Source organism: Micromonospora halophytica, assembly GCF_900090245.1.
Taxonomy (GTDB): domain Bacteria; phylum Actinomycetota; class Actinomycetes; order Mycobacteriales; family Micromonosporaceae; genus Micromonospora; species Micromonospora halophytica.
Genome location: NZ_FMDN01000007.1, coordinates 41248 through 63456, shown reverse-complemented (window position 1 = coordinate 63456; position 22209 = coordinate 41248). Strand labels below are relative to the sequence as shown.

Sequence of the window (22209 nt, the reverse complement as noted above, 5' to 3'; positions counted from 1 at the left end):
CCTCCCCCGACCGGTCGCCGTGCCCGCCCGACAGCGGGCGGCAGAACGTTACCGGTTCACCGGGGGTCCGCGCCGTCCCGGCGCATCGGCAGGTGCGGGATGCCGTCCTCGACGTACTCCGGTCCGGTGACGGTGAAACCGTGCCGGGCGTAGAAGTCGGCCAGGTGGGACTGCGCCTCCAGCACGCACGGCCGGTCGCCCACCAGCCGCAGCGCCTCGGTCATCAGCCGGCCGGCGAGACCGGCGCCGCGCGCCCCGGGCGCCACCACGACCCGACCGATGCGCGCCACGCCGCCGGGGTCGGCCAGGATCCGCAGGTACGCCAGCGGGGCGCCGCCGGACTCCAGCCAGAGGTGCCGGGTGCCGGGCTCGACGTCCCGGCCGTCCAGCTCCGGGTACGGGCACGCCTGCTCCACCACGAACACGTCGATGCGGAGCCGGAGCAGGTCGTGCAGGGTGCGGGCGTCCAGTTCGGCGAAGGTGGCGAGGTGGAGGGCGACGGTCTGCGGCACCCTGCGATGTTAGGCCGCGTCCACCCGTTCGGGCGTCGGGGCCGGGCCGGCGCCGGGGCGTCGGCGGCGTACCACCGTGCTGCCGGCGGCCACCGCGAGCAGGGCGACGACGACGGCCGTCACCACCCACGGGCCGAGGCCGCCCAGCCAGCCGCTGACCGCCGACTGCACCCGGCCGGCGGTGTCGATCACCGGGTCGTCGGCGGAACCGCCCGAGAAGACCCGGATCTCGTACCAGCCGTACCAGGCGACGTACGCCCCGGTGAGGACGAGCAGCAGCCCGGCGGTCCGTCCGAGCAGCGGGGCGGCCCGGCGGGTGCGGCGGACCAGCGACTCCCGGGCCAGCGCGACGGCCAGGGCGGCCGCCCCGACCACCAGCCCCATGCCGAGGGCGTAGGTCACGAACAGGCCGATGCCGGCGACCGGGCTGCCGGCCCGGAAACCGGCCACCACCACGGCCAGGAACGGGCCGATGGTGCAGCCGAGCGAGGCGATCGCGTAGGCCGCGCCGAACAGCGCCATCGAGCTGAACCGCATCCGGACCGCGGGCCCGGCGGCCACCTTCGGCGTGATCGTCGGCAGCTCCCGACCGGCGAGCAGCCACCCGCCGGCCGCCACCAGCGCCAGGCCGATCAGCACCGACACCCAGGGCAGCCGGCTCGCGACCGCGTCGGCGGCCGGCCCGGCGAGCAGCCCGAAGAGGCCGAACACGGCGACGAACCCGACGGTCATCGCGGCGGTGAGGGCGAGCGCCCGGCCCACCGGCCGCAGCGGCCCGCGGTCGGCCGCCGGGCCGTCGCCGAGCACCAGCACCGAGAGGTACGCGGGCAGCAGCGCGAAGCCGCACGGGTTCACCGCGGCGAGCAGGCCGGCGCCGAGGGCGAGCCCGTAGGACGCGTCCGGCATGTCAGGTCAGCTCCGCGATCCGCCGGCGTAGCTCGTCCTGGGCCAGCGGCCCAGAGTGGACGACCTTGCCGGCCGAGTCGAGCAGGACGTACTGCTCCTGGCTGGTGACGCCGAACCGGCGCCACACCGCGCCGTCGTCGTCGGCGAGGTGGGGGAACCCCTCGATGCCGGTGTCGCGGGCGAAGCGGCGCATCGCGTCGGCGCCGCTGCCCAGCCCCGCCACGCCGATCAGGTTGACCCGGGTCGCGTTGTCCCGCTGCACGGCGGCCACGTCGTCGGCGACGGCCCGGCACCGGGTGCACCACGCCGCCCAGAACCACAGCACCGCCGGTCTGCCGGCGAGGCTGCTTCCGGCGAAGGGCCGGTCGTCGATGGTGCGCGCGGTGAAGTCCAGGGTCGGGGGCGTGGCCGGGCGGGCGGCGTCGCCGGTGGCGCCCGGCGTGCCGCTCGCCGGTGTGGCGGTGCCGGCTTGGGCCGTGTCCGGGGCGGCGTCGGGCGTGGCCGGCTGCTCGGTGGCGCCGCCGCAGGCGGTGAGGGCCAGGACGGCCGTGGTCAGGACGGTCGGCAGGATCCGGCGGGTGAGGGCGGGCATGTCCGGATGCTAGCCGGCACCGTGGCCGCCGGGCCCTTACCGCTCGCTTACGCCTGCGTCCGGCGCCGGTCGGCCCGCCCCGCGCGCCGGTCAGGCCGGGCGGGAGCCCACCGCGTCGCGGATCTCGGCGCCCTGGGTCTCCTCGTTGCGGGCGCAGTGCGCACAGCAGAAGAACCGGCCGCCGACCTCCACCCCGTGCCCGAGGATCTTGACGTCGCAGTGTTCGCAGATCGGTGCCAGCTTGTGTGCCGCGCACTCGAAGCAGTCGAAGGTGTGCACGTCGCCGCTGACCGTACGCACCTCGAACGCCATCCAGTAGTCGTTGCCGCAGACCTCGCAGGTAGCCACGCTCAAAACCCCCAAATCAGGACATGTGCCTCCAGGGTGCGCCAGGTTGGGGTTCGCGGGGGCGAAATGCCGCGAGCCGATCGGGTCGGGCGGCGTTTCGCCCCCGGCGCGTCGTGCGTTCGGTCCCGGGCGGCCGGCCACGGTCCCGCCGGCCGGGTCAGACCTGCTTCGGCTCCAGCCGGATCGACAGCGAGTTCACGCAGTGCCGGGTGTCCTTCGGGGTGAATCCCTCACCTTCGAAGACGTGACCCAGGTGGCTGTCGCAGCGCGCGCAGCGGATCTCCACGCGCGCCATGCCGAGGGTGTGGTCGGGGATCTCCTTGACCGCGCCGGGGATGGCGTCGTCGAAGCTCGGCCAGCCGCAGTGCGAGTCGAACTTGTCGTCGCTGCGGAACAGCTCCGCCCCGCACGCCCGGCAGTGGTAGACGCCGGGGGTCTTCGTGTCCACGTACTCGCCCGTCCACGGCCGCTCGGTGCCGGCCTCCCGCAGCACCCGGAACTCCTCGGGGGTCAGCCGGATTCGCCACTCGTCCTCGGTACGGGGCAGTTCGTTCTCGTCGAGACTCACCCGTCAACGGTACGCCGGACGTCGGAGGTGTCGCATATGGTCGCGGAATGGGTGGCACCACGAAGGCGACGGTGACCGAGATCGAGGTGGCCGGGCACACCGTCCGGCTGAGCAGCCCCGACCGGCTCATCTTCCCGCAGCGCGGCTTCACCAAGGCCGACGTCTTCCACTACTACGCGGCGGTGGGCGACGGCATCATGCGCGCCCTGCGGGACCGCCCCACCACACTGCAGCGCTTCCCCGAGGGCGTCCAGGGAGAGGCGTTCTACCAGAAGCGGGTGCCCACCCGGGGCGTGCCGCCCTGGGTGCGTACCGCGCGGATCAGCTTCCCCAGCGGGCGCAGCGCCGACGAGCTGTGCCCGGCCGACCTCGCCCACGTCGCCTGGGCCGCCCAGATGGGCACCATCGTGTTCCACCCGTGGCCGGTGCGCGCCGCCGACGTCGACCGCCCCGACGAGCTGCGCATCGACCTCGACCCGCAGCCCGGCACCGACTTCGCCGACGCGGTGGCCGCCGCCGGCGAGGTCCGGGCGCTGCTGGCCGAGCTGGGCGCGGTCGGCTGGCCGAAGACCTCCGGCGGCCGGGGCGTGCACGTCTACCTGCGTATCCAGCCCCGCTGGACGTTCACCGAGGTGCGCCGGGCCACCATCGCGCTGGCCCGGGAGCTGGAGCGCCGTCGCCCCGACCTGATCACCACCGCCTGGTGGAAGGAGGAACGCGGCACCCGGGTCTTCGTCGACTACAACCAGATGGCCCGGGACCGGACGATCGCCTGCGCGTACTCGCTGCGCGCCAACGCCCGGGCCACCGTCTCCACCCCCGTCGACTGGGACGAGCTGCCCGATGTCGACCCGGACGACTTCGACCTGCGTACCGTCCCGGCGCGGCTGGCCGAGCGGGGCGATCCGCACGCCGGCATCGACGACGCCCCGTACGACATCACCGCGCTGCTGGAGTGGGCCGACCGGGACGCCACCGGCGGGCAGGGCGACCTGCCGTACCCGCCGGACCACCCGAAGATGCCCGGCGAGCCGAAGCGGGTCCAGCCCTCCCGGGACCGGGATCGCCCGCGCTGACCGTGCCCGGCGACCTCGGCTGCGGCACGCCGACGTCCACCGCTGGGCCGGCACGTCGTCTCAGCGGCCCCCGGCCATCGCCTCCACCGCCTCCTTGGCGGTCCTGAGGTCCGCGCCGGTCGCCGCCCGGTACGCCCTGATCGCCTTGATCTTCTCGCCTCGCAACAGGTGCTCGCGCACGCCCGGCAGGGCCGGCCCCTCGTCCACCACGCCGAGATGCCTCATCACGAGGTCCAGACGGCGTTCGATCTCGGCCAGCCGTAGCGCGGTGGCGTCCCGACGACCGGGCCCGGTCGACTGCGCGGCGAGCAGCGTCAGGGCGAGTACGAGCAGGACAGCGAGGGCGTATTCCATGAGCTGATCGAAGCAGACCGGCACCAGGGGACCGCCGACCGGTAACGATCACGTAAAGGGCGCGAACCTTTTCCGGCCCCACCCGCTCTGTCTGATCGTCGGCCCGACGGGGGGCGGCGGGGGAGGCGTCGGATGAAGCTGGTGTGGAGGCGGGCCCGCGAGGCACGGGGTCTGCTGCTGGCGGCGACGGCCGCAGCGTTGGTCGCGGTCGCCCTCGTCACCGGGCTCTCCGACTACAGCCGCCGCGCGGTTGACGCCGGCCAGCGGGCCGTGCTCGCCGCCGCGCCGGCCGCCGAACGCAGCCTGTTGATCAGCGGCTCCGGTGGCCGGGACGCGGCCGAGGCCGCTGCCCGCGACCGGACGGTGCGGGACCGGTTCGCCCGGGGACTGGGCGGTGCGACGGTCACCGTGTCGGCCGCCCGGCACGGCACCGGCCGGGAACTCACCGGCGACCTGGGCGGCGTCCGGGTCGACGACGATCCGGTCTTCGCCGACCTGGCCACCCTCGACGACCTGCCCGCCCGCGCCGACCTCGTCGCCGGGTCCTGGCCCACCGCCGGGACGTCCCCGGCCCAGGTCGCCGTCCCCGAGCGGGTGGCGGGCGCGCTGCGGCTGACCGTCGACAGCCGGGTGCCGATGACCGACCGCAGCACCGGCCGGGCCGCCGACGTGGTGGTCGCCGGGGTCTTCCGCCCCCACGACCCGGCCGCCGCCTACTGGCAGCTCGCGCCGGGGGCGCTGGGCGCCGCCGGGAGCGACGGCGGCTCGTACGGGCCGTTCGTCCTCGACCCGGCGGACTTCGTCGGTACCTTCCCCGGCTCCACCTCGGTGACCTGGGTGGTCGAGCCGGACCTCACCGGTGTCGCGCCGAGCCGGCTGCCCGACGTCGGGCGGGCGGTGGCCGTCGCCCTGCGCGAGGTGCCGCAGGAGGCGGGACTCGGCTCGTCGGCGCAGAGCGTCACCGGGCTGGACCGGCTGATCGACCGGCTCGGCCGGGCCGACCTGGTGGGGCGCTCGGCGCTGCTCACCCCGCTGCTGCTGATCGTGGTCCTCGGCGGGTACGCGCTGGTGCTCGTCGCCGCGCTGCTCAACGAGGACCGTCGGGGCCAGACCGCGCTGCTGCGCGCCCGGGGGGCGGGGCGCGGCCAGCTCGCCGGTCTCGCCGTACGGGAGGCGACCCTGGTGGTGCTGCCGGCAGCGCTGCTCGCGCCCCCGCTGGCCGGTTTGGCGCTGCGCCGCGTCGGCGGCGAGGGCGGGCTGACCGACCTGCGCCTGGACGGCGGTGGCGCCGGCACGGTCTGGACGGTGGCGCTCGCCGCGGCGGTCGGCTGTCTGGTCGCCATGGTGCTGCCGGCGCTGCGCCGGGCGGGCAGCTATGTCGCCGACATGGCCGCCCGCTCCCGCCCCACCCGGGCCGCCACCGTGCAGCGGGCCGGCGTCGACCTGGCCCTGGTGCTGCTCGCCCTGCTCGCCTGGACTCAGCTGCGGCAGTACTCGTCGCCGCTGGCCGGCGCTGGCGGGCGGCTCGGCATCGACCCGCTGCTCGCCGTCGCCCCCACCCTCGGCGTGCTGGCCGGGGCGGTGCTCGCGCTGCGGCTGCTGCCGCCGGTCACCCGGGTCGCCGAGCGGTTCGTCGACCGCCGGCCGTGGACGGCCACCATGCTCGGCATGTGGCAGGCCGGCCGCCGCCCGCACGCCGGGCCGGTGCTGCTGCTCGCCCTCGCCGTCGGCGCCAGCACCCTGGCCTGGACGCTGGTCACCACCTGGGAACGGTCGCAGACCGACCAGGCCGATCACAGTGTCGGCGCCGACCTGCGGGTGGTCGAGCGCGGTGGCGCCGCGCCGGTGGACCGCTCCGCCGCACTGGCCGGCGCACCGGGGGTACGGCAGGTGCTGCCGGCCTGGCGCGACGAGATCCGGCTGGGGCGGGCCAGCCTGCCGACCACGGTGCTGGCCCTGGACGCGGCAGCCGCCGGTGACGTGGCGCGGATCGCCGACCGGCTGGGCGACCGGCCGCCCCGCGAGCTGCTCGACCGGATGGTGCGCGAGCGCGACGAGGCCGCCGGGGTCCCGCTGCCGGCCGACGCGCGGCGGCTCACCGGCACCGTCCGCACCCCGGTACGCGATCTGGTCGTCCCGCAGTCCATCGAGGTCACGGTGCTGCTCACCCGCGACGACGGGCTGGCCCTGCGACTGCCGCTGGCCACCACGAACTCCGCCGACGACCGGACCGTCCCGTTCGCCGTGGACCTGCCCGCCGGGCCGCCGCTGCGGGTGGCCGGCTTCCAGGCCGACGCCGGTGACGCCGCCGCCCGTGGATACGGGCTCCAGGTCGACGGCCTGCACGTCGAGGACGCCGTCGGGACCGCCCGACCGGTGGCGCTGACCGGCGGCTGGTCCCTGGTGGACGCCCTGCGCGGGGAGCCCGTCGAGGCGACCGGGGTCTCCGCCGGTGGGGTGGACGTGGACTACCCGGTCGTGCTGACCGCGGGCGGGCGCTTCGCCAGCCAGCCGACGATCCGCTTCGCGGTCGTCCGGGCCGGTGAGAGCCGGGCGGTGCCGGCGCTGGTCACCCCGCAGGTGCTGGCCGCCCTCGATGTCCGTTCCGGCGACGTGGTGCCGCTCTCGCTCTCCGGCGTGTCCGTGCCGGTGCGGGTGGTCGGCGAGCTGCGCGCGGTGCCGGGCGCCGGGGACGCCGGGGGAGCGATGCTGATCGACCTGCCCACCGCGACGCAGTGGCTGGTCCAGCAGCGGGCCACCGTGCGACCGGTGCCGGAGTGGTGGCTGCGCACCGACCCGGGTGGGCACGCCGCCGCCGCGGCGGCGGTCCGGGAACTGCCCGACGTGACCGTCCTCGACCGGCGGGAGGCCGCCGAGGCGGCGGCCCGCGACCCGTACTGGCGGGGCGCCCGGACCGGGCTGCTCGCCGCCGCGCTCGGATCGGTGCTGCTCGCCCTGGTCGGCCTCGCCGTGGACGTCTGGGCCACCGGCCGACGCCGGATGGCCGAGCTGGCGGTGCTGCACACCCTGGGCACCGGGCCACCCGTGCTGGCCCGGGCACTGCTCGCCGAACAGACCTTCCTGGCCGGCATCGGTGTGACGGTCGGCCTGCTGGTCGGCGCGGGTGTCGGCGCCACCATGGCCCCGCTGGTGATCCTCACCCCCGGTGCCGGGCGGCCGGTGCCGGAGGCCGCGTTCACCGTGCCGTGGACGCCGATCGGCCTCACCGCGCTGGGGCTGCTGGTGGCCGCCCTCGCGTTCAGCGCGGTGCTCACCACCGGCCTGCGGCGGCGCGTCGCGGCGGTCCAGCTCCGGATCGGGGGAGAACGATGAGCGTCCTGGCGGTGGCGCGCAGGGTCCGCGCGTACGGGGGGCACTTTCTGCTCCTGACGGTGCTGACGCTGGTGACGGCGGTGCTGGTCACCGGGGTGCCCCGGCTGGCGGAGCGGCTGTCCGGCCAGGGCCTGCGTCAGCAGATGGCCGACGTGCCCGGCATCCGGCGGGACCTGCTCTACAGCCGGGCACCGGAGATCCAGCCCCCCGGCACGACGCGCTACACCGCCTTCCACCGGGACGCTGTCGAGGACCTGTCCGCCGGCATGCCCCCGGTGGTGCGCGAGGTGATCGACGAGCGGTGGTACGCCGCCGACACCGGCTTCGCCCGGCTGAAGGGCCCGGAACTCACCCGCGACAAGGGCCTGTTCGACCTGGCCCTGCGCACCACGACCGGGCTGCACGAGGCGGCCACCCTGGTCGACGGGCACTGGCCCGGGCAGGGGACCCGCCGGGAAGCGGCGGTGGAGATCGCGCTCGCCGAGCCGGTGGCCCGCCCCCTCGGGGTACGGGCCGGCAGCCGGCTCCGGGCGGCCCTGTACCGGCCGGACGGCAGCGAGTACGCCGCCGCCCCCGTGGTGGTGGTCGGCGTGTTCCGTCCCCACGATCCGGCCGACGGCGTCTGGGACGGGCTGCCGTCCGCGCTGCGGCTGACCCCGCCGGTCGGGGACGGGCAGCCGTTCCAGCTCGTCGGGCTGACCGACCCGGTCGGGCTGGACAACCGGGTGGAGGGTGGCTGGGCGGCCGGCGTCAGCTACCGGTACCGGGTCGACCCCGACCGGCTCGCCCCGGGGCGGCTCGACGCGCTGATCGCCGGACTCTCCCAGGTGGACCGCGAGCGGCCGTCCGGGCTGCACTTCTCCCAGGGCGTCGACATCCCGCTGCGGCAGTACGCGGACGCGCTCGCCGCCGCCCGTACCCTGCTCGCCGTCATCGCCGCCGGGGTGCTCGCCACCCTCGCCGGGTTGATCGTGCTGGCGGCCGGGCTGGCGGCACGCCGCCGCCGCGACGAGTACGTCCTGCTGCGGGCCCGGGGCGGTTCGGCGCTGACGGTGGTGCGGCGTGGCCTGGCCGAGTCGGCGCTGGTGGTGCCGGCCGCCGCCGGGGCGGGCTGGCTGCTCGGCGGTCTCCTCCCGGCCGACCCGCTGGGTGGCGGCACGCCCGGCCCGGCCGTCCGGCTGGCGGCGGCTGCCGCGCTGCTGGCCACCGTGGCGCTGCCGGTGGCGGTGCTGGCCGCCCAGCGCGGCGGCGTGGGCGGGCGGCGGGACCTGCTCCGGTTCCGGGGCGGGGCGGGCCGACTGACCGCCGAGGTCACCCTGGTCGGGCTGGCCGTGCTCGCCGCGTTCCTGCTGCGCCGGCGGGGACTGCCGCTCGGCGGCGAGGTGGATCCGCTGCTGGTGTCGGTGCCGGTGCTGCTCGCGGTCGCCGCCGCGCTGCTGGCGCTGCGCGCGTACCCGTGGCCGTTGCGGCTGGCCAGCCGGCTGGCCGCCCGGGCCCGCGGGGCGGTGGCCTTCCTCGGCACCGCCCGCGCCGGCCGGGCCGGGGTGGCCGCGCCGTTGGTGGTGGTGGTGCTGGCGATCGCGACGGCGGCCTTCTGCGGGGTGGTGGCCGTCGGCATCTCCGACGGCCGGGACCGGGCGGTCACCCGGATCGTGCCGGCCGACGCGCTGGTCGCTGGCGACCGGTTCGCCCCGGACACCGTGGCGGCGCTGGGCGGGCTGCCCGGGGTCCGGGCGGTCACCCCGGTGCTCGCCCAGCCGGGCCAGCGGCTGTACGCCGACGCCGACGGCCGCCCCGGTGGCGCGGGTGAGGCGTACGTGCTGCTGGTGGAGCCCGCCGGCTTCGCGGAGGTGGCCCGCCGTTCGGGGCTCGACGTGACGGTGCCGGGGACGCTGCGCGGCGATCGGGCCACCGCGCTGCCGGCGCTGGTGTCACCGGACTTCGCCGCCGCGCTGGCCGACGCGGAACTCGCCGACCGGGCCGGGCGGCGCCCCGGTTGGGTGGACGTGCAGGGCAACAGGCTGCCGTTGCGGGTCGCCGGCACGACCCCGTGGTTCCCGCTGGTGCCGGCGGACGTCACCCGGTTCGCGGTGCTGCCCTGGCCACAGTTGCCCGCTGACGGGCCGTACCCGCTCGCCCCGACCGGCTTCCTGCTCGCCGCCGGTGACCGCCCGGTCGACCCGGTCGCGCTGGCCCGGATCGCCGAGGAGGGCCAGGCCCGCTACCAGAGCAGTGGGGCGGTGACCGGCGGGAAGCGTCCGCTGCCGCCGAGGGTGACGACGTGGGTGGCGGAGCGGGAGCGGCTCGGCGGCAGCGGCGTCAACGGGCTGCTCGTCTTCGGCTTCGCCGCGGGCGCGGTCGGGGGCGCCGTGCTCGGACTGCTCGCCCTGGCGTTCGCCGTGCTGGCCGGGGCCCGGGGTCGAGGTCAGGTGCTGTCCCGGTTGCGCACCATGGGGCTGTCCCGCCGGCAGTGGCGGGGCCTGCTGCTGATCGAGCTGGCCCCGCTGGTGGTGGTCTCGGTGCTGACCGGGGCGGTGGTCGGCGCCCTGCTGCCGGTGCTGCTCAACCCGGTGCTGGGGCTGTCCGCGTTCACCGGCGGGGTGCCGGTGACCGTCCGTTTCGAACCCGGCCTGGTCGCCGGGGTGCTCGGGTTGGCCGTACTGGCCCTGGCCTTCGCCGTCGCGGTCGAGGCCGTGAACAACCGTCGGCTGCGCCTCGGCGAGGTGCTCCGGCTCGGAGAGGAGAGCTGAGATGACCGCTACCGCCGAGAGCACCGCCGTACCGGACCTGGCCGAGTTGCAGCAGCGGGCCGCGCACCGCGCGGCCGAGCGGGCCGGCGGGCGGGACCGGCTGCGCGGGCACATCGTCTGCGACGGCCTGGTCCGCATCTTCAAGACCGACGGGGTCGAGGTGGTCGCCCTGCAGGGGCTGGACCTGGTCATCGACCGGGGTGAGCTGGTGGCGATCGTCGGCGCGTCCGGCTCGGGAAAGTCGACGCTGCTCAACATCCTCTCCGGGCTGGACACCCCGACCGCCGGGATCGCCCGGGTCGCCGACTACGACCTGCTCGCGCTGTCGAACCGGCGGCGGTTGAGCTACCGGCGGGGCGTGGTCGGCTTCGTCTGGCAGCAGACCGGCCGTAACCTGCTGCCGTACCTGACCGCGCGGGAGAACGTCGAGCTGCCGATGCGGCTGGCCGGGCGCTCCGGTGGCCGGCGGGCCCGGCGCGCGCGGGCGCAGGAGCTGCTGGAGATGGTGGGGGTCGGCTACTGCGCCGACCGCCGGCCGGGCCAGCTCAGCGGCGGCGAGCAGCAGCGCTGCGCGGTCGCCGTGGCGGTGGCGAACGACCCGGAGGTGCTCTTCGCCGACGAGCCGACCGGTGAGCTGGACGAGGCCACCGGCGCGGAGGTCTTCGCGGCGCTGCGCACCATCAACGCCGAGTTGGGCGTCACCGTCGTGGTGGTCACCCACGACCAGGCCGTGGCCACCCAGGTCCGCCGGACCGTCGCGATCCGCGACGGCCGGACCTCCTCCGAGGTACGCCGGACGGCGCGGGTCGCCGCTGACGGCAGCACCGAACTGGTCAGCGAGGAGTACGCCGTGCTGGACCGCAGCGGCCGGATGCAGCTGCCGGCGTCCTTCGTGGACGCCCTGTCGCTGCGTGACCGGGTCCGCCTCGACCTCGAACCGGACCATGTCCAGGTCCGTCCCGGCGACGTGGGCGCCGGCACCGAACGGAGTGACGCATGAGCGAGCAGGTTTCCACCCTCGGGGCCGTCGACGCGGTCGTCGACGAGGTCGTCCGGGTGGAGGGGGTGAGCCGGACCTTCGGCCGGGGCGCGCACGCGGTGCACGCCGTGCGGGACGTCTCGTTCCGGGCGGGCCGGGGCGAACTGGTGGTGGTGCGGGGCCGCTCGGGCGCCGGCAAGACCACCCTGCTCAACCTGGTCGGCGGGCTGGACCGGCCGGACAGCGGCCGGGTGCACGTGGCCGGGCACGACGTGACCGCCGCCGGGGAGGCGGAGCTGCTGCGGCTGCGCCGGGGCACGGTGGGTTTCGTGTTCCAGACCTTCGGGCTGGTGCCGATCCTCTCCGCCGCCGAGAACGTCGGGGTGCCGCTGCGGCTGGCCCGGGTGCCGGCGGCTCAGCGGGAGGAGCGGGTGGCGGTGCTGCTGGAGCTGGTGGGGCTGGGCGGGCACGCGGCGCAGCGGCCGTACGAGCTCTCCGGCGGCCAGCAGCAGCGGGTGGCGGTGGCCCGGGCGCTGGCCAACGAGCCGGACCTGCTGATCGCGGACGAGCCGACCGGCCAGCTCGACTCGGAGACCGGCCGGTCGATCATGGATCTGCTGCGCGCCGTGGTGCACGCCCGTGGGATGACCGCGCTGGTCGCCACGCACGACCCGGCCCTGATCGAACTGGCCGACCGTACCCTCACCCTCCGCGACGGCCACCTGGTCGACGACTGACGTCCCGACCCCGATCCCGGCCTCCGGTGCTGGCGTCGCCGACCGCCGCCGCTCTCGCCGGGACGCCGGCGTCGGCGTCACCCGACCGGCTCCGGACCAGGCCCCGTGGCAGGGCGGTGGCATCGCCGCCGGGCTTCGGGCCGGGACAGGTCGGGGTGGGTGCGCGGACGCTACGGACCTGATCGCGCGGATGGATCGCGGGTCGCCCGGCCGACGTCCGTCACAGCGGGAGCTTCATGCCCTCGTGGCTGGCGACGAAGCCCAGGGTGCGGTAGAAGCGGTGTGCGTCGTCCCGGGACTTGTCGGTGGTGAGCTGCACCAGCGCGCAGCCCCGCTGCCGGGCCTCGTCGATCGCCCACTCCATCATCAGCCGGCCCAGCCCCTGCCCGCGCAGGTCGGAGCGGACCCGTACCGACTCGATCAGGGCCCGCTCGGCGCCGTGCCGGCCCAGCCCCGGGATGTACGTGATCTGCATGCAGCCGACGATCTCGCCGCCCCGGTCGGCGACGACCTGCCGGTTGCGCGGGTCGGCGGTGATGTCGGCGAACGCCCGCTCGTACGCCTCGTCCACCTCGGTGAAGTCCCGGGCCTTGCCGAGCACGTCGTCGGCGAGCAGGGCGATGAGGTCGGGCAGGTCCGCCCGGACCGCCTCCCGGAAGATCACGTCGGTCATGGCCGCAGCCTGCCACAACGACACCGACCGATGTGCCCGCCGGGGTTGTCCGCAGCGGGCAGCATGGTGCGGCATGGAGTTCCTGCTGCTGCCGTTCCGCTGGATCTACCGCGGGCTGGTCTGGTTCGCGAACTCACCGCGCACCCTGATCGCCTCGTACCTGTTGATGATCGTGGTGGCGGGCGTGATCTACGGCCAGGTGGAGAACCGCAGCCCCGCCGACGCGGTCTGGTGGGCGGTGGTCACCGCCTCCACCGTCGGCTACGGCGACATCTCACCGACCAGCTGGCAGGGGCGTACCCTCGCGGCGCTGCTCATCTCCACCATGGTCCTGCTGGTCATCCCCCTGATCACCGCGCACTTCGCCAGCCGGCTCATCGTCGACGACGACGCCTTCGAGCACGACGAGCAGGAGGAGCTGAAGCGGGACGTGCGCCGGATGCGGGCGCTGCTGGAGGAGTTGGCGGCCCGGCAGGGCATCGACCTGCCCGAGCTCGAACCGCTGCCGCCCGCCCCGCCGGAGCGGCCGGTCTGGGAACGGTCCAGGAGGAGGCGTCCGCCGCAGGGGTGACGGGCCTCAGCGCGCCGGCCCAGCCGGGTACGCAGTGCCTGCGTCACCGGGCCGGGCAGCGCAACCCCTCCCGGGGCACCGTCAGCGAGATCAGGTACGCGTCCACCGCGTCGGTGACGCAGGTGGTCTGCGGGTAGGCGGTGTGCCCCTCGCCCTCCCAGGTCAGGACCCGGCCCACCCCCAGCATCGAGGCCAGCTTCGCGGTCTGCTCGTACGGGGTGGCCGGGTCCCCGGTGGTGCCGACCACCACGATCGGCGGGGCGCCCTCGGCCCGGCCGGTCGGGTACGGGTCCCGCTGGCCCGGCCACTCCACGCAGCCGAGCATCCCCACGGCCAGCGACGGGCCGAAGAGCGGGTACCTGTCCCGCCACTGCGACTGCAGCTCGCGGATCCGGGCGATGCTCGGCTTCTCCGTCTCGTCGGCGCAGTTGACGGCGAGGTTCGCGTCGAACAGGTTGGAGTAGTTGCCCTCCTCGTCCCGGCCCGCGTACGCGTCGGCGAGGGCGAACACCCCGCTCGGGTCGCCTGCCTCCAGCTCGTCCACGGCCCGGGCCAGTTCCTCCCAGCCCGACTCGGTGTAGAGCGACGAGATGACCGCGTAGAAGACCCAGCCCGAGGTGGCCTCCCGCCCGTCGGCGCCGCGTGCCGGGGAGACCCTCGCCTTGTCGATCGCCGAGGTCACCGCGGCCCGGGCGTCCGGGGCGATCGGGCAGCGCCCGGCGTTGGCCGCGCACCACCGGGAGAAGTTGCCGAACGCCCGCTCGAAGCCCTTGGCCTGGCTCTCCGAGCCGGCGATCAGCTGCTGCCGCGGGTCGACCGCGCCGTCGAGCACCATGGCCCGCACGTTGCGCGGGTAGAGCTGGGCGTACGTGGCGCCGAGCAGGGTGCCGTAGGAGTAGCCGAGGTAGGTCAGCTTCTCGTCGCCCACCGCCGCGCGCACCGCGTCCATGTCCCGGGCGGCCTGCTCGGTGCCGTAGAGGGGGAGCTGGTCGCCGTACTTGTCGCCGCAGCCGCGCCCGACCCGCTGGTTGAGCGTGCGGTAGGCGTCGAAGGACTCCTGGCTGCGCGGGTCGGGATCGGCGCCGAAACTGGCGTCCAGGTCGGCGTCGGAGATGCACTTGACCGGGCTGGACCGGGACACCCCGCGCGGGTCGAAACCGACGATGTCGAAGCGGTCGGTGATCGAGGCCGGCAACCCGCCGAAGGCCTGGCCGAAGGAGAGGTAGACCGCGGTGTCCACCCCGGAGCCGCCCGGCCCGCCGGGGTTGATCACCAGGGAGCCGATCCGGTCCCGCTGCTTCGACGAGCGGGCCCGCAGCAACGCGATCTCGAAGGTCTTCCCGGTGCCCGGGCCGGCGGTCGCCCCGGCGCCGGTGCCCCAGTTGCGGGGCACGGCGATCTTCGCGCACTCGTACCGCATGCCGGGCGCGCCGCGACCGACCAGTTCCTCCGCGACCTCCGGACAGGCCCGCCAGGTCGGCGCGGTGCCGGGCGCCGCCGCCTTCTCGGCGCTGCCCGGGACGAGCGCCGGCAGCGTGCAGCCGGCGGCGAGCAGCGCGCCCGAGACGAGCCCGGCCAGGGTGAGCCGGACCCGACGGATCCGGTGGGATGTGCGGGTCACCAGCGAGCCTCCGTGATCGTTTTCCGGCCCAGGCTACGCCGGACCGGCCGTGGCCGGCTCGACGGTCGCCGCCGGGTCACCCCGCAGGACCTGGTCCACGTCGAACCGGACCGGACGGTCGAGCTGGTCGTAGCGGCAGGAGCCGGGCTCGCGGTCGGGCCGCCAGCGGACGAACCGGGCGGTGTGCCGGAACCGGTCGCCCTCCATCGCGTCGTACGCCACCTCGACCACCAGCTCGGGACGCAGCGGCTCCCACTCGAGGTTCTTGGTGCCCGTCCACCGGCTCACCCCGCCCGGGATGCGTTGGCCGCGCTCGTGGTCGCCGTGCACCCACGGGTGGTCGCCGTCGACGTCCCGGTAGGGGGCCAGCTCCGCCAGCAGCTCCTGGCGGCGGGCCATGGTGAACGACGAGCTCACCCCCACGTGGTGCAGCACCCCGGAGTCGTCGTGGAGGCCGAGCAGCAGGGAGCCGACCACCGGCCCCGACTTGTGCCAGCGGAAGCCGGCCACCACCACGTCGGCGGTGCGGGCGTGCTTGACCTTGGACATCAGCCGCTTGCCCGGCTCGTACGGCAGGTCGGCCGGTTTGACGATCAACCCGTCCAGCCCGGCGCCCTCGAACACCTCGAACCAGCGGCGGGCCGTCTCCGGGTCGGTGGTGACCTGGGTGACGTGCACCGGCGGACGGACCCCGGCCAGCGCCGCCTCCAGCCGGGCCCGGCGCACCGGATAGGGCTCGCCGGTCAGCAGTTCGTCGTCGAGGGCGAGCAGGTCGAAGGCGACGAAGTCGGCGGGGGTCGTCTCGGCGAGCAGCTTCACCCGGGAGGCGGCCGGATGGATGCGCTGGGCGAGCAGTTCGAAGTCGAGCCGGGGCTGCCCGCCCGGGCCGTCCCGGCGGATCACGATCAGCTCGCCGTCGACCGCGCACCGCTCGGGCAGCTGCCGACAGGCCTGTTCGACCACCTCGGGGAAGTAGCGGGTCATCGACTTGCCGCCCCGGCTGGCCAGCTCGACCTCGTCGCCGTCGCGGAACACGATGCACCGGAAGCCGTCCCACTTCGGCTCGTACGTCAGGCCGGGATCGGTGGGCAACCGGGCCACGCTCTTGGCCAGCATCGGTTCGACCGGCGGATTGATCGGCAGGTCCACGGCGACCAGTCAACCAGACGGCACCGACAGTCGTGAGGCAGATCACCGTCGGCAGCGGTGCGGCGTGTCCGGAGTCCGTCCGCTCGTCCTCCCTGCCCGGATGGTGTCTGCGCGGCTCGGAGCTACCGTCGCCGGGTGAGGTTGGTGTGCTGCTGCTGCGGGCGCTTCCAGGTCACCGTGGAGCTGGTCCGGGGCCGGCACCGGTACCGCCTGACCCATCGCTACCCGGCCCGCTTCGGCGGCGGCAGGAACGTCCTCGGTGAGGTGGGCACCGTCGCCGAGCTGGAGGAACTGCTGCGCCGGCGTACCCGGCTCGGCCTGGCCGACCTGCGTGAGGCGGCCTGATCCGGACGCCGCCCGGGCGGTGGGTGTCCCCGGTGAACGTCTCACCCGGCGCCGTCGTCCGGTCCGTCCCTGGCGCTTCGATGATCATCGTGGTCCACCGTGCCGGAGCGCGCCGGTCGCGCGCTCCGGCACTCACCGTCAGCTGTTGACGATCAGGCTGGCGATCTGGTTGTAGATCAGGTGGGCCTTGGCGCCCTGGTTCGACGGGCAGCCGCCGAGGTGGTGCAGGGCGATCACCCGGTGGTTGGCGTCCAGCACCGGCGAGCCCGAGTTGCCGCCGGAGGTGTCACAGCTGTAGCTGATGTTCCAGGTGTTGTAGTTCGCGTTCTTGACGGTGCACCGGGTGCCGCCCTGGGTGTCCTCGAAGATCGACAGCCGCTTCGGCCTGCCGTCGCCGTGGCCCGGGATGTACATCCGCGTGCCGGTGGTGGTGGCGGTCGTCCTCAGGAACAGCGTGCCGTAGCCCTGGATGCTGGCGAAGTTGTTCACCGAGTACAGGGCGTAGTCCAGCTCGCCGGACCCGCCGCTGCTCACCTTGTAGAGCGTGGCGCCGCTCACCTTGGTGCCCGGGCCGGGGTTGTTGCCCCCGCAGGTGGCGCACTGGTAGTTGAACTGCATCTCGCTGCCGCTGACGGCGGACTGCGTCGAGAAGCAGTGCTTGTTGGTCAGCATGCGGTTGGTGCTGCCCACCCGCCAGGTGGTGCACATCCCACCGCCGCTGATCAGCAGCCGCGCCACGGCCCTGCTGCGGGCGTACTCGCTGGGGTGGCTGCTCTGGTAGCAGACCACGTCGCGGCGGGCGTCGGTGCTGCAGACGGACTGCGTGGAGATGTTGTGCTGGCTGATCTCCGCGCGGTCGTAGCCGCGCCAGAACCGGTCGATGGTCGCGGCGCTGCCCCGGGACGCACGGCGGCTGTGCAGCGTCACCACCGCGGTGTCGCCGTCCACCGACATCGCCCAGAAGCCCGGCCGTCCGTCGGTGGTGTAGTCCGAGCCGGTCGCGCGGTTCAGGTGGCGGTCGTAGCGGTAGCTCTCGCTGCCGTCGGGGCTGGACACGGTGACGTACTCGCCGTCGGCCAGGCGCAGGGCGCTGAAGTGCACCTTGACGTACGTCGCGCCGGGGTGCCGGATGACCTGGGTCCGACCGTCGCGGGCGTACGAGAGCGAGCTGTCGACCGTGCGGAGTTCACCGACCGTGGTCACCCCCTCCGCCGAGAACTGCTCCGATTCGGGTGCCCGCTCGGAGTGTGGTGCGAGCGGCTGGACCGAGTACGCCTCGGCGGCGGGTACCGACACCAGGCTCAGCCCCAGCGTGAGGGCGCTGAGCGTGACCGCCGCCGTCCGCAGGCGGCGCAGGGCATGTTTCATCGTCGCTCCTTCCCAGGAACCAGCACCTCGACGTGCTTTCGGTCTTCCTACCGGACATTGATAGATCAATGCAAATGTCTCAATAGGCAGCGAGCGTTCGACCGCATCGCCCACCCGGTGTGCGACATCCCGCCGACCCTGGTGGCGACGCTGCGGCGACCACCGCGCCGCCCTAGGCTGGACCCGTGTCCGAGCTGACGTATCCGCAGGTGGGAACCACCCGGCAGGGGGCGCTGCCGGCCGGCTGGCACCACCTGCGCCACCGGTACCGGCTGCCCGACGGGAGTTTCCCCGTCGCGGCCGAGGCCGTGCTGACCTGGCGGCTGCACCGGGCCGCCGGGGTACGCATGCGCACCGACGCCCCGCGCGCCGCCCCCGGCGTCCGGGTCACCCCCGGCCTCGGCGTCGGTCCGCTGCGGATCTGGGGCCCGTGCGAGGTGGTCTGGGCGGAGTCCGGCGCCCGGCGGGCCGGCTTCGGCTACGGCACCCTCCCCGGGCATCCCGAGCACGGCGAGGAGGCGTTCCTGGTCACCCGGGACGACACCGGCGCGGTCTGGTTCGAGGTGGTCGCCTTCAGCCGGCCGGCGGTGTGGTTCATGCGGGCCGCCGGACCGCTCGGCCGGGCCGTGCAGCACGGGTACGCCCACTGGCTCGCCCGCACCCTGCGCCGCCTCTGCGCCCGGGGCTGACCCCGACAGGGCCGCTCAGAAGCGGGCGAAGGAGCGGATCGGCATCCGTGGCCCGAACCTCGGCGCCTGGACGCCGGCCGCCGCCAGCAGCAGGCAGACCCGTCCCCGGTGACCACGGAACGGCTCCAGCAGGGCCAGCATCCGCTCGTCGTCGCCGCGCGCCTCACCGGCCAGGGCCCAGGCGACCGTGTTCGGCACGTGGTAGTCGCCGACACTGACCGCGTCCGGGTCGCCGTACGCGACGCGCACCACCTCGGCGGCCGTCCACGCTCCGATGCCGGGCACCGCGGTCAACCGGCGGGTCGCCTCGGCGCTGTCCGCGCAACGCTCCAGCCGCTCGGCGAGCGCGGCGGCGCGGCGCAGCGTGTCGGCCCGGCGCTGCTCCACCCCGAACGGGTGGAAGACCCAGTACGGCGCGGCGGCGACCGCCGCCGGCGTGGGCGGCAGCAGCAGCGACTGCACCGGCCCGGGTGCCGGCTCGCCGAAATGCCGCACCGTCGCCGCGTACGCCCGGTACGCCTCCTTGCCGGTCACCTTCTGTTCGAGGACCGCCCGCAGCACCCGGGGGAAGACCTGCCCGGTGGCCGGCATCCGCAGCCCTCGATGCTGAGCGGCCAGCCGGGCCACCAGCGGATGGGCGGCGGCCAGCTCGGCGAAACCGGTGAGGTCGTCGCGGAGCCCGGCGATCGCGTCGGCCCGGTCGACGATCCACCCGGCCCCCGGGCCGTACGCCTCGGCGAGCAGGTCACCCCCGGCGGGGCGCAGCGCCAGCGTGGCCGGGCCGGCCGGGGTGCGGGTGGCGTACCAGAAGGTGCCCCCGGCGATCCGCGCGCAGGGGTCGTACGGGCTGAAGGTGAGCGCCCGGACGGTGGCGGCCAGCCGGTGCTCGGCCGGCGGGCGCAGCGTCCGCCGCGCGGCGGGCTCGGTCCAGGTCACCCGCACACTCTGCCACGCGGCGGCCCGTGACGGACGACACCGCCGACGCCCTGCACGTCGGCGGTGTCTCCATCCCGGGAACGGACCGGCCGCGTGGCGGCCGTGGGTGCGGGGTTGGGGGGACCTCGGTGGCGCGCCGGCTGGCGTTGACGCGCACACCGCCCTCGTCCGCTCCCGGGGTTCTGTGGGGGGAGGGCTCGACCGGGGAACCGTGGCGCCGGCCCGCGACGGGACCGGCGCCACGACCGGACCGCACGACGCTGCCGGCACGTCGGCGTCCGGATCCGTGACGGTGGCCGGCCACGCCCTCCCCGGCTGCGGCCGACCACCGGGTCTCACACCGGGGGTCCGGTCAGTACGTGTACTCGCCGCCGCCGCTGTCCGTGCTGCTCTCGGCCGGCGGGGCGACCGCCTTCGGGGTGCCGGTCGGCAGGCACTCCAGGTTCTTCCTGCCGTCCGGCTGGACGACGAACCAGGTGCCGCCGACGCCCTGGCCCTTCCACTGGCCCGGCTTCTTGTCACCGATGTAGCGGTAGACCGGCCAACCGCCGATGGTGATCTGGCGGGTGCCGTCCTGGCGGGTGACGGTGCCGACCTTGTCGTCGGAGACGCCCTGCAGCTGCGGGTTGCCGTCGGTCAGCGCGGGCGGCCAGATCTGGGCGCACTTGTCCACGCAGTTCGACGACGGCGGGTCGTCCGAGTCCTTGTCGAAGCGGTAGAGGACGAAGCCGTCCTGGTCGGTCACGACCTTGCCCATCCGGGCGACGTTCTTGCCGACGAGCCGGTCGGTCAGTTGCACATCCGCGGGAGGCGGCGCCTGGTCGGCGGCGGGCGCCTCGGGAGTCGCGGAGGTCTCCGGCTCCACCGCCGCGGTGGGCTCGGCCGCGGCGACGGCGACCGGCTCGGCCGCGCTGCTGTTCGCGTCGTAACCCGCGGGAGCGCAGGCCGTAAGTGCGACCATCGCGCTCGCGACGACGACGGTCCGCTTCATCTGTGCCACGTGCCCTCCTCATTCTTGGCAGTTCACCGGGTAGTACGGAGGGTCCGCTGTCAAGGTTGAATGATCGACCGTGGGCAATTTCACCGAAATTCGTTGAACCGATCCGGGCACCGATACGTGTACCGGCACATCCGGTCCGCACCGGCGGGAACGCCGAAACGGCGCCGGCCCGCGCGGGGCCGACGCCGATCGGTACGGCAGGAGCTCAGGGGACGACGGTCACCAGCGGGCTGGCCACCCCGTTCGAGTCCACCGACTGCACCTGCAACCTCGCGATGTCGTTCTTCGGCGCCGAGGTGGCCGCCTCCAGCTGCAGGTCCTGCGGATTGCTGTTGGTGCCGTAGCCACCGCCCGGCACCGACCAGGTGGAGACCACCTCGGTCGTGGCGTTCTTGCGGATCACCACCAGCCGGCAGGTGCGCGGGCCGGGCAGCCGGGTCAGGTTGAACCCGATCCAGGTGCCGTACTCCTTGTTGGCCAGCCACATGGTGGCCTTCACCCCGGTGCTGCCGTCGGTGGCGTCGTGCTGCTCGCCCGGGATCTCGTTCGGACCGCCCGCACCCGGGCCGGACCGGGTGGGCTGCGGGGTCGGCGACCCGTCCACCGGCGGTGCGGACAGCGTCGGCTCGGCGATCACCTGGCCGCCGCCGTCACCGATGTCGAGGGTGGCCACGCCGATGCCGCTGAGCGCGCCGACCGCCACCACCGCGGCGGCCATCGACAGCACCTGACGGAACCGGGCGCGCCGCCGGTGGGCGCGGACCGCGACCAGCGTACGGTCCAGCAGCGCCGGATCCGTCGCCGTGTGCTCCATCGCCATCATCGTCTCGCCGTCGATGTCGGAGAGCAGCCCCACCACGGGCACCATCGTCTCCAACTCGGCGGCGCAGGCCCAGCACGTGGCGAGGTGCTCCTCGAACCGTTCCGTGTCCTGCTGGTCCAGCACGCCGAGCGCGTACGCGGCGACGTCCATGTGTTCAGCCCGGCTCATTCCGTCACCCCCCTCTCCTGCAGAGCCGTGCGCAGGGCGCGCAGCGCGTAGTAGACCCGCGACTTGGCCGTGCCGAGCGGAAGGCCCAGTTCCGCGGCCGCCTCCGGCACCGTACGGCCCCGGAAGTACGTCGCCACCAGGATCTCCCGGTGGGACTGACTCAGCGTACGCAGCGCGTCCGCCACCGTCATGGTGCGCAGCACCCGGTCGGTGCTGTCCGCCTCCGCGAACGCGGTCAGGTCCCGGTCGTACGTCTCGGCCGGGCGGGCCTGTTCGCTGCGGTGCTCGTCGATGGCGATCCGCCGGGCCACCGTCACCAGCCACGGGCGCAGCGAGCCCTGGCCCTGCACGCCCAGCCGGTGCGCGTTGCGCCAGGCACGCAGCAGGGTCTCCTGCACGATGTCCTCGGCGCGCTGCCGGTCACCACCGGTCAGCCGCATCACGAACATCAGCAGCGGCCCGGCGTGCTCGGCGTAGAGCAGCCGGATCAGCTGGTCGGAGTGACTGGCCTCAGGGGACACCGCCTGGTGACGCCCGGGCGCCGGTCGCGGCGTCAGCGGGCCGTTCTGGCGATCGGTGGGTCCGGCGTCGACCCCCCGGGTCGACCTGGAGGCACGGGACTGGGGCTGGGCCCGGGCGAACATCCACCCTGGCCCGGCCATCTCGCCGTGCAAGCCGGCCGCGACCGCACTCATGCAGACCTCCTGCTGT

At 74.9% G+C, this 22209-nt stretch carries 22 protein-coding genes; 8 read left to right on the top strand and 14 right to left on the bottom strand.

The window, feature by feature from the left end:
• Nucleotides 1–56: 56 nt before the first annotated feature.
• The 5 genes from GA0070560_RS12475 to msrB form a co-directional block, all read right to left on the bottom strand.
• Nucleotides 57–512: a GNAT family N-acetyltransferase gene (locus tag GA0070560_RS12475; RefSeq protein ID WP_091295250.1), complete on the bottom strand. Its 456-nt coding sequence runs from the start codon at nt 510–512 to the stop codon at nt 57–59.
• A gap of 9 nt (nt 513–521) precedes the next feature.
• Entirely contained in the window at nt 522–1418 is an 897-nt protein-coding gene (locus GA0070560_RS12470) for a cytochrome c biogenesis CcdA family protein (protein WP_091295247.1), read from the bottom strand.
• 1 nt (nt 1419) lies between these two features.
• Entirely contained in the window at nt 1420–2010 is a 591-nt protein-coding gene (locus GA0070560_RS12465; RefSeq protein ID WP_091295244.1) for a redoxin domain-containing protein, read from the bottom strand.
• Between the two features lie 90 nt (nt 2011–2100).
• The gene (locus tag GA0070560_RS12460; protein WP_091295240.1) at nt 2101–2358 is read right to left on the bottom strand and encodes a Prokaryotic metallothionein; all 258 of its coding nucleotides are present in this window, start codon (nt 2356–2358) and stop codon (nt 2101–2103) included.
• Between the two features lie 157 nt (nt 2359–2515).
• A complete protein-coding gene (gene msrB, locus GA0070560_RS12455) occupies nt 2516–2926 on the bottom strand; it encodes a peptide-methionine (R)-S-oxide reductase MsrB (protein ID WP_091295237.1) in 411 nt (136 codons plus the stop codon).
• 47 nt (nt 2927–2973) lie between these two features.
• Here msrB and ligD point away from each other — a divergent pair, with 47 nt between their 5' ends.
• On the top strand, nt 2974–4002 hold the full coding sequence (gene ligD, locus GA0070560_RS12450) for a non-homologous end-joining DNA ligase (protein ID WP_091295233.1): 1029 nt from the start codon (nt 2974–2976) through the stop codon (nt 4000–4002).
• A gap of 60 nt (nt 4003–4062) precedes the next feature.
• Here ligD and GA0070560_RS12445 read toward each other — a convergent pair whose 3' ends face one another.
• On the bottom strand, nt 4063–4356 hold the full coding sequence (locus GA0070560_RS12445) for a hypothetical protein (protein ID WP_091295738.1): 294 nt from the start codon (nt 4354–4356) through the stop codon (nt 4063–4065).
• Between the two features lie 132 nt (nt 4357–4488).
• Between GA0070560_RS12445 and GA0070560_RS12440 the strand changes: the two genes are divergently transcribed.
• Genes GA0070560_RS12440 through GA0070560_RS12425 form a run of 4 tightly spaced genes read left to right on the top strand, consistent with a single transcriptional unit; the run spans nt 4489 to nt 12155 of the window.
• On the top strand, nt 4489–7689 hold the full coding sequence (locus GA0070560_RS12440) for an FtsX-like permease family protein (protein ID WP_091295230.1): 3201 nt from the start codon (nt 4489–4491) through the stop codon (nt 7687–7689).
• Nucleotides 7686–10439, top strand: coding sequence for an FtsX-like permease family protein (locus tag GA0070560_RS29785; protein ID WP_091295227.1), 2754 nt, complete (start codon nt 7686–7688; stop codon nt 10437–10439). The genes GA0070560_RS12440 and GA0070560_RS29785 overlap by 4 nt, the downstream gene beginning before the upstream one ends.
• Nucleotide 10440: 1 nt before the next feature.
• A complete protein-coding gene (locus GA0070560_RS12430; RefSeq protein WP_091295224.1) occupies nt 10441–11439 on the top strand; it encodes an ABC transporter ATP-binding protein in 999 nt (332 codons plus the stop codon).
• Nucleotides 11436–12155 carry an ABC transporter ATP-binding protein gene (locus GA0070560_RS12425; RefSeq protein ID WP_091295221.1) on the top strand — a complete coding sequence of 240 codons (720 nt, stop codon included), beginning with the start codon at nt 11436–11438 and terminating at the stop codon, nt 12153–12155. The genes GA0070560_RS12430 and GA0070560_RS12425 overlap by 4 nt, the downstream gene beginning before the upstream one ends.
• A gap of 220 nt (nt 12156–12375) precedes the next feature.
• Here GA0070560_RS12425 and GA0070560_RS12420 read toward each other — a convergent pair whose 3' ends face one another.
• Entirely contained in the window at nt 12376–12828 is a 453-nt protein-coding gene (locus GA0070560_RS12420; protein WP_091295217.1) for a GNAT family N-acetyltransferase, read from the bottom strand.
• Nucleotides 12829–12901: 73 nt separating this feature from the next.
• Between GA0070560_RS12420 and GA0070560_RS12415 the strand changes: the two genes are divergently transcribed.
• Entirely contained in the window at nt 12902–13399 is a 498-nt protein-coding gene (locus tag GA0070560_RS12415; protein ID WP_091295214.1) for an ion channel, read from the top strand.
• A gap of 43 nt (nt 13400–13442) precedes the next feature.
• On the opposite strand, the gene GA0070560_RS12410 is transcribed toward GA0070560_RS12415, so the two are convergent.
• A complete protein-coding gene (locus GA0070560_RS12410) occupies nt 13443–14999 on the bottom strand; it encodes an alpha/beta hydrolase (RefSeq protein WP_245675501.1) in 1557 nt (518 codons plus the stop codon).
• Between the two features lie 54 nt (nt 15000–15053).
• Nucleotides 15054–16169 carry an ATP-dependent DNA ligase gene (locus tag GA0070560_RS12405; protein ID WP_091295207.1) on the bottom strand — a complete coding sequence of 372 codons (1116 nt, stop codon included), beginning with the start codon at nt 16167–16169 and terminating at the stop codon, nt 15054–15056.
• A 135-nt stretch (nt 16170–16304) separates the two neighbouring features.
• Between GA0070560_RS12405 and GA0070560_RS12400 the strand changes: the two genes are divergently transcribed.
• Entirely contained in the window at nt 16305–16514 is a 210-nt protein-coding gene (locus GA0070560_RS12400; RefSeq protein WP_091295204.1) for a hypothetical protein, read from the top strand.
• 138 nt (nt 16515–16652) lie between these two features.
• On the opposite strand, the gene GA0070560_RS12395 is transcribed toward GA0070560_RS12400, so the two are convergent.
• Complete coding sequence (locus GA0070560_RS12395; protein WP_091295200.1) at nt 16653–17882, bottom strand: trypsin-like serine peptidase; 1230 nt, start codon at nt 17880–17882, stop codon at nt 16653–16655.
• Nucleotides 17883–18067: 185 nt separating this feature from the next.
• On the opposite strand from GA0070560_RS12395, the gene GA0070560_RS12390 reads away from it, so the two are divergent.
• The gene (locus GA0070560_RS12390) at nt 18068–18571 is read left to right on the top strand and encodes a DUF1990 domain-containing protein (RefSeq protein WP_091295197.1); all 504 of its coding nucleotides are present in this window, start codon (nt 18068–18070) and stop codon (nt 18569–18571) included.
• Nucleotides 18572–18586: 15 nt separating this feature from the next.
• Here the strand turns inward: GA0070560_RS12390 and GA0070560_RS12385 are convergent, their stop codons facing one another.
• The 4 genes from GA0070560_RS12385 to GA0070560_RS12370 all read right to left on the bottom strand — a co-directional run bounded on the left by GA0070560_RS12385 (nt 18587) and on the right by GA0070560_RS12370 (nt 22193).
• Entirely contained in the window at nt 18587–19507 is a 921-nt protein-coding gene (locus tag GA0070560_RS12385) for a DNA-3-methyladenine glycosylase family protein (RefSeq protein WP_091295735.1), read from the bottom strand.
• Nucleotides 19508–19859: 352 nt separating this feature from the next.
• Entirely contained in the window at nt 19860–20507 is a 648-nt protein-coding gene (locus tag GA0070560_RS12380) for a COG4315 family predicted lipoprotein (protein ID WP_091295194.1), read from the bottom strand.
• A gap of 205 nt (nt 20508–20712) precedes the next feature.
• Nucleotides 20713–21498 carry an anti-sigma factor family protein gene (locus GA0070560_RS12375; protein ID WP_091295191.1) on the bottom strand — a complete coding sequence of 262 codons (786 nt, stop codon included), beginning with the start codon at nt 21496–21498 and terminating at the stop codon, nt 20713–20715.
• A complete protein-coding gene (locus tag GA0070560_RS12370; protein ID WP_091295188.1) occupies nt 21495–22193 on the bottom strand; it encodes a sigma-70 family RNA polymerase sigma factor in 699 nt (232 codons plus the stop codon). The genes GA0070560_RS12375 and GA0070560_RS12370 overlap by 4 nt, the downstream gene beginning before the upstream one ends.
• Nucleotides 22194–22209: the final 16 nt, after the last annotated feature.

What these genes read in the sequence shown, in the direction of transcription:
- GA0070560_RS12470 (WP_091295247.1), bottom strand. Translation starts at nt 1,418, where the DNA reads ATGCCGGACGCGTCCTACGGGCTCGCCCTCGGCGCCGGCCTGCTCGCC.
- GA0070560_RS12465 (WP_091295244.1), bottom strand. Translation starts at nt 2,010, where the DNA reads ATGCCCGCCCTCACCCGCCGGATCCTGCCGACCGTCCTGACCACGGCC.
- ligD (WP_091295233.1), top strand. Translation starts at nt 2,974, where the DNA reads ATGGGTGGCACCACGAAGGCGACGGTGACCGAGATCGAGGTGGCCGGG.
- GA0070560_RS12445 (WP_091295738.1), bottom strand. Translation starts at nt 4,356, where the DNA reads ATGGAATACGCCCTCGCTGTCCTGCTCGTACTCGCCCTGACGCTGCTC.
- GA0070560_RS12440 (WP_091295230.1), top strand. Translation starts at nt 4,489, where the DNA reads ATGAAGCTGGTGTGGAGGCGGGCCCGCGAGGCACGGGGTCTGCTGCTG.
- GA0070560_RS29785 (WP_091295227.1), top strand. Translation starts at nt 7,686, where the DNA reads ATGAGCGTCCTGGCGGTGGCGCGCAGGGTCCGCGCGTACGGGGGGCAC.
- GA0070560_RS12430 (WP_091295224.1), top strand. Translation starts at nt 10,441, where the DNA reads ATGACCGCTACCGCCGAGAGCACCGCCGTACCGGACCTGGCCGAGTTG.
- GA0070560_RS12425 (WP_091295221.1), top strand. Translation starts at nt 11,436, where the DNA reads ATGAGCGAGCAGGTTTCCACCCTCGGGGCCGTCGACGCGGTCGTCGAC.
- GA0070560_RS12420 (WP_091295217.1), bottom strand. Translation starts at nt 12,828, where the DNA reads ATGACCGACGTGATCTTCCGGGAGGCGGTCCGGGCGGACCTGCCCGAC.
- GA0070560_RS12415 (WP_091295214.1), top strand. Translation starts at nt 12,902, where the DNA reads ATGGAGTTCCTGCTGCTGCCGTTCCGCTGGATCTACCGCGGGCTGGTC.
- GA0070560_RS12395 (WP_091295200.1), bottom strand. Translation starts at nt 17,882, where the DNA reads ATGAAACATGCCCTGCGCCGCCTGCGGACGGCGGCGGTCACGCTCAGC.
- GA0070560_RS12375 (WP_091295191.1), bottom strand. Translation starts at nt 21,498, where the DNA reads ATGAGCCGGGCTGAACACATGGACGTCGCCGCGTACGCGCTCGGCGTG.
- GA0070560_RS12370 (WP_091295188.1), bottom strand. Translation starts at nt 22,193, where the DNA reads ATGAGTGCGGTCGCGGCCGGCTTGCACGGCGAGATGGCCGGGCCAGGG.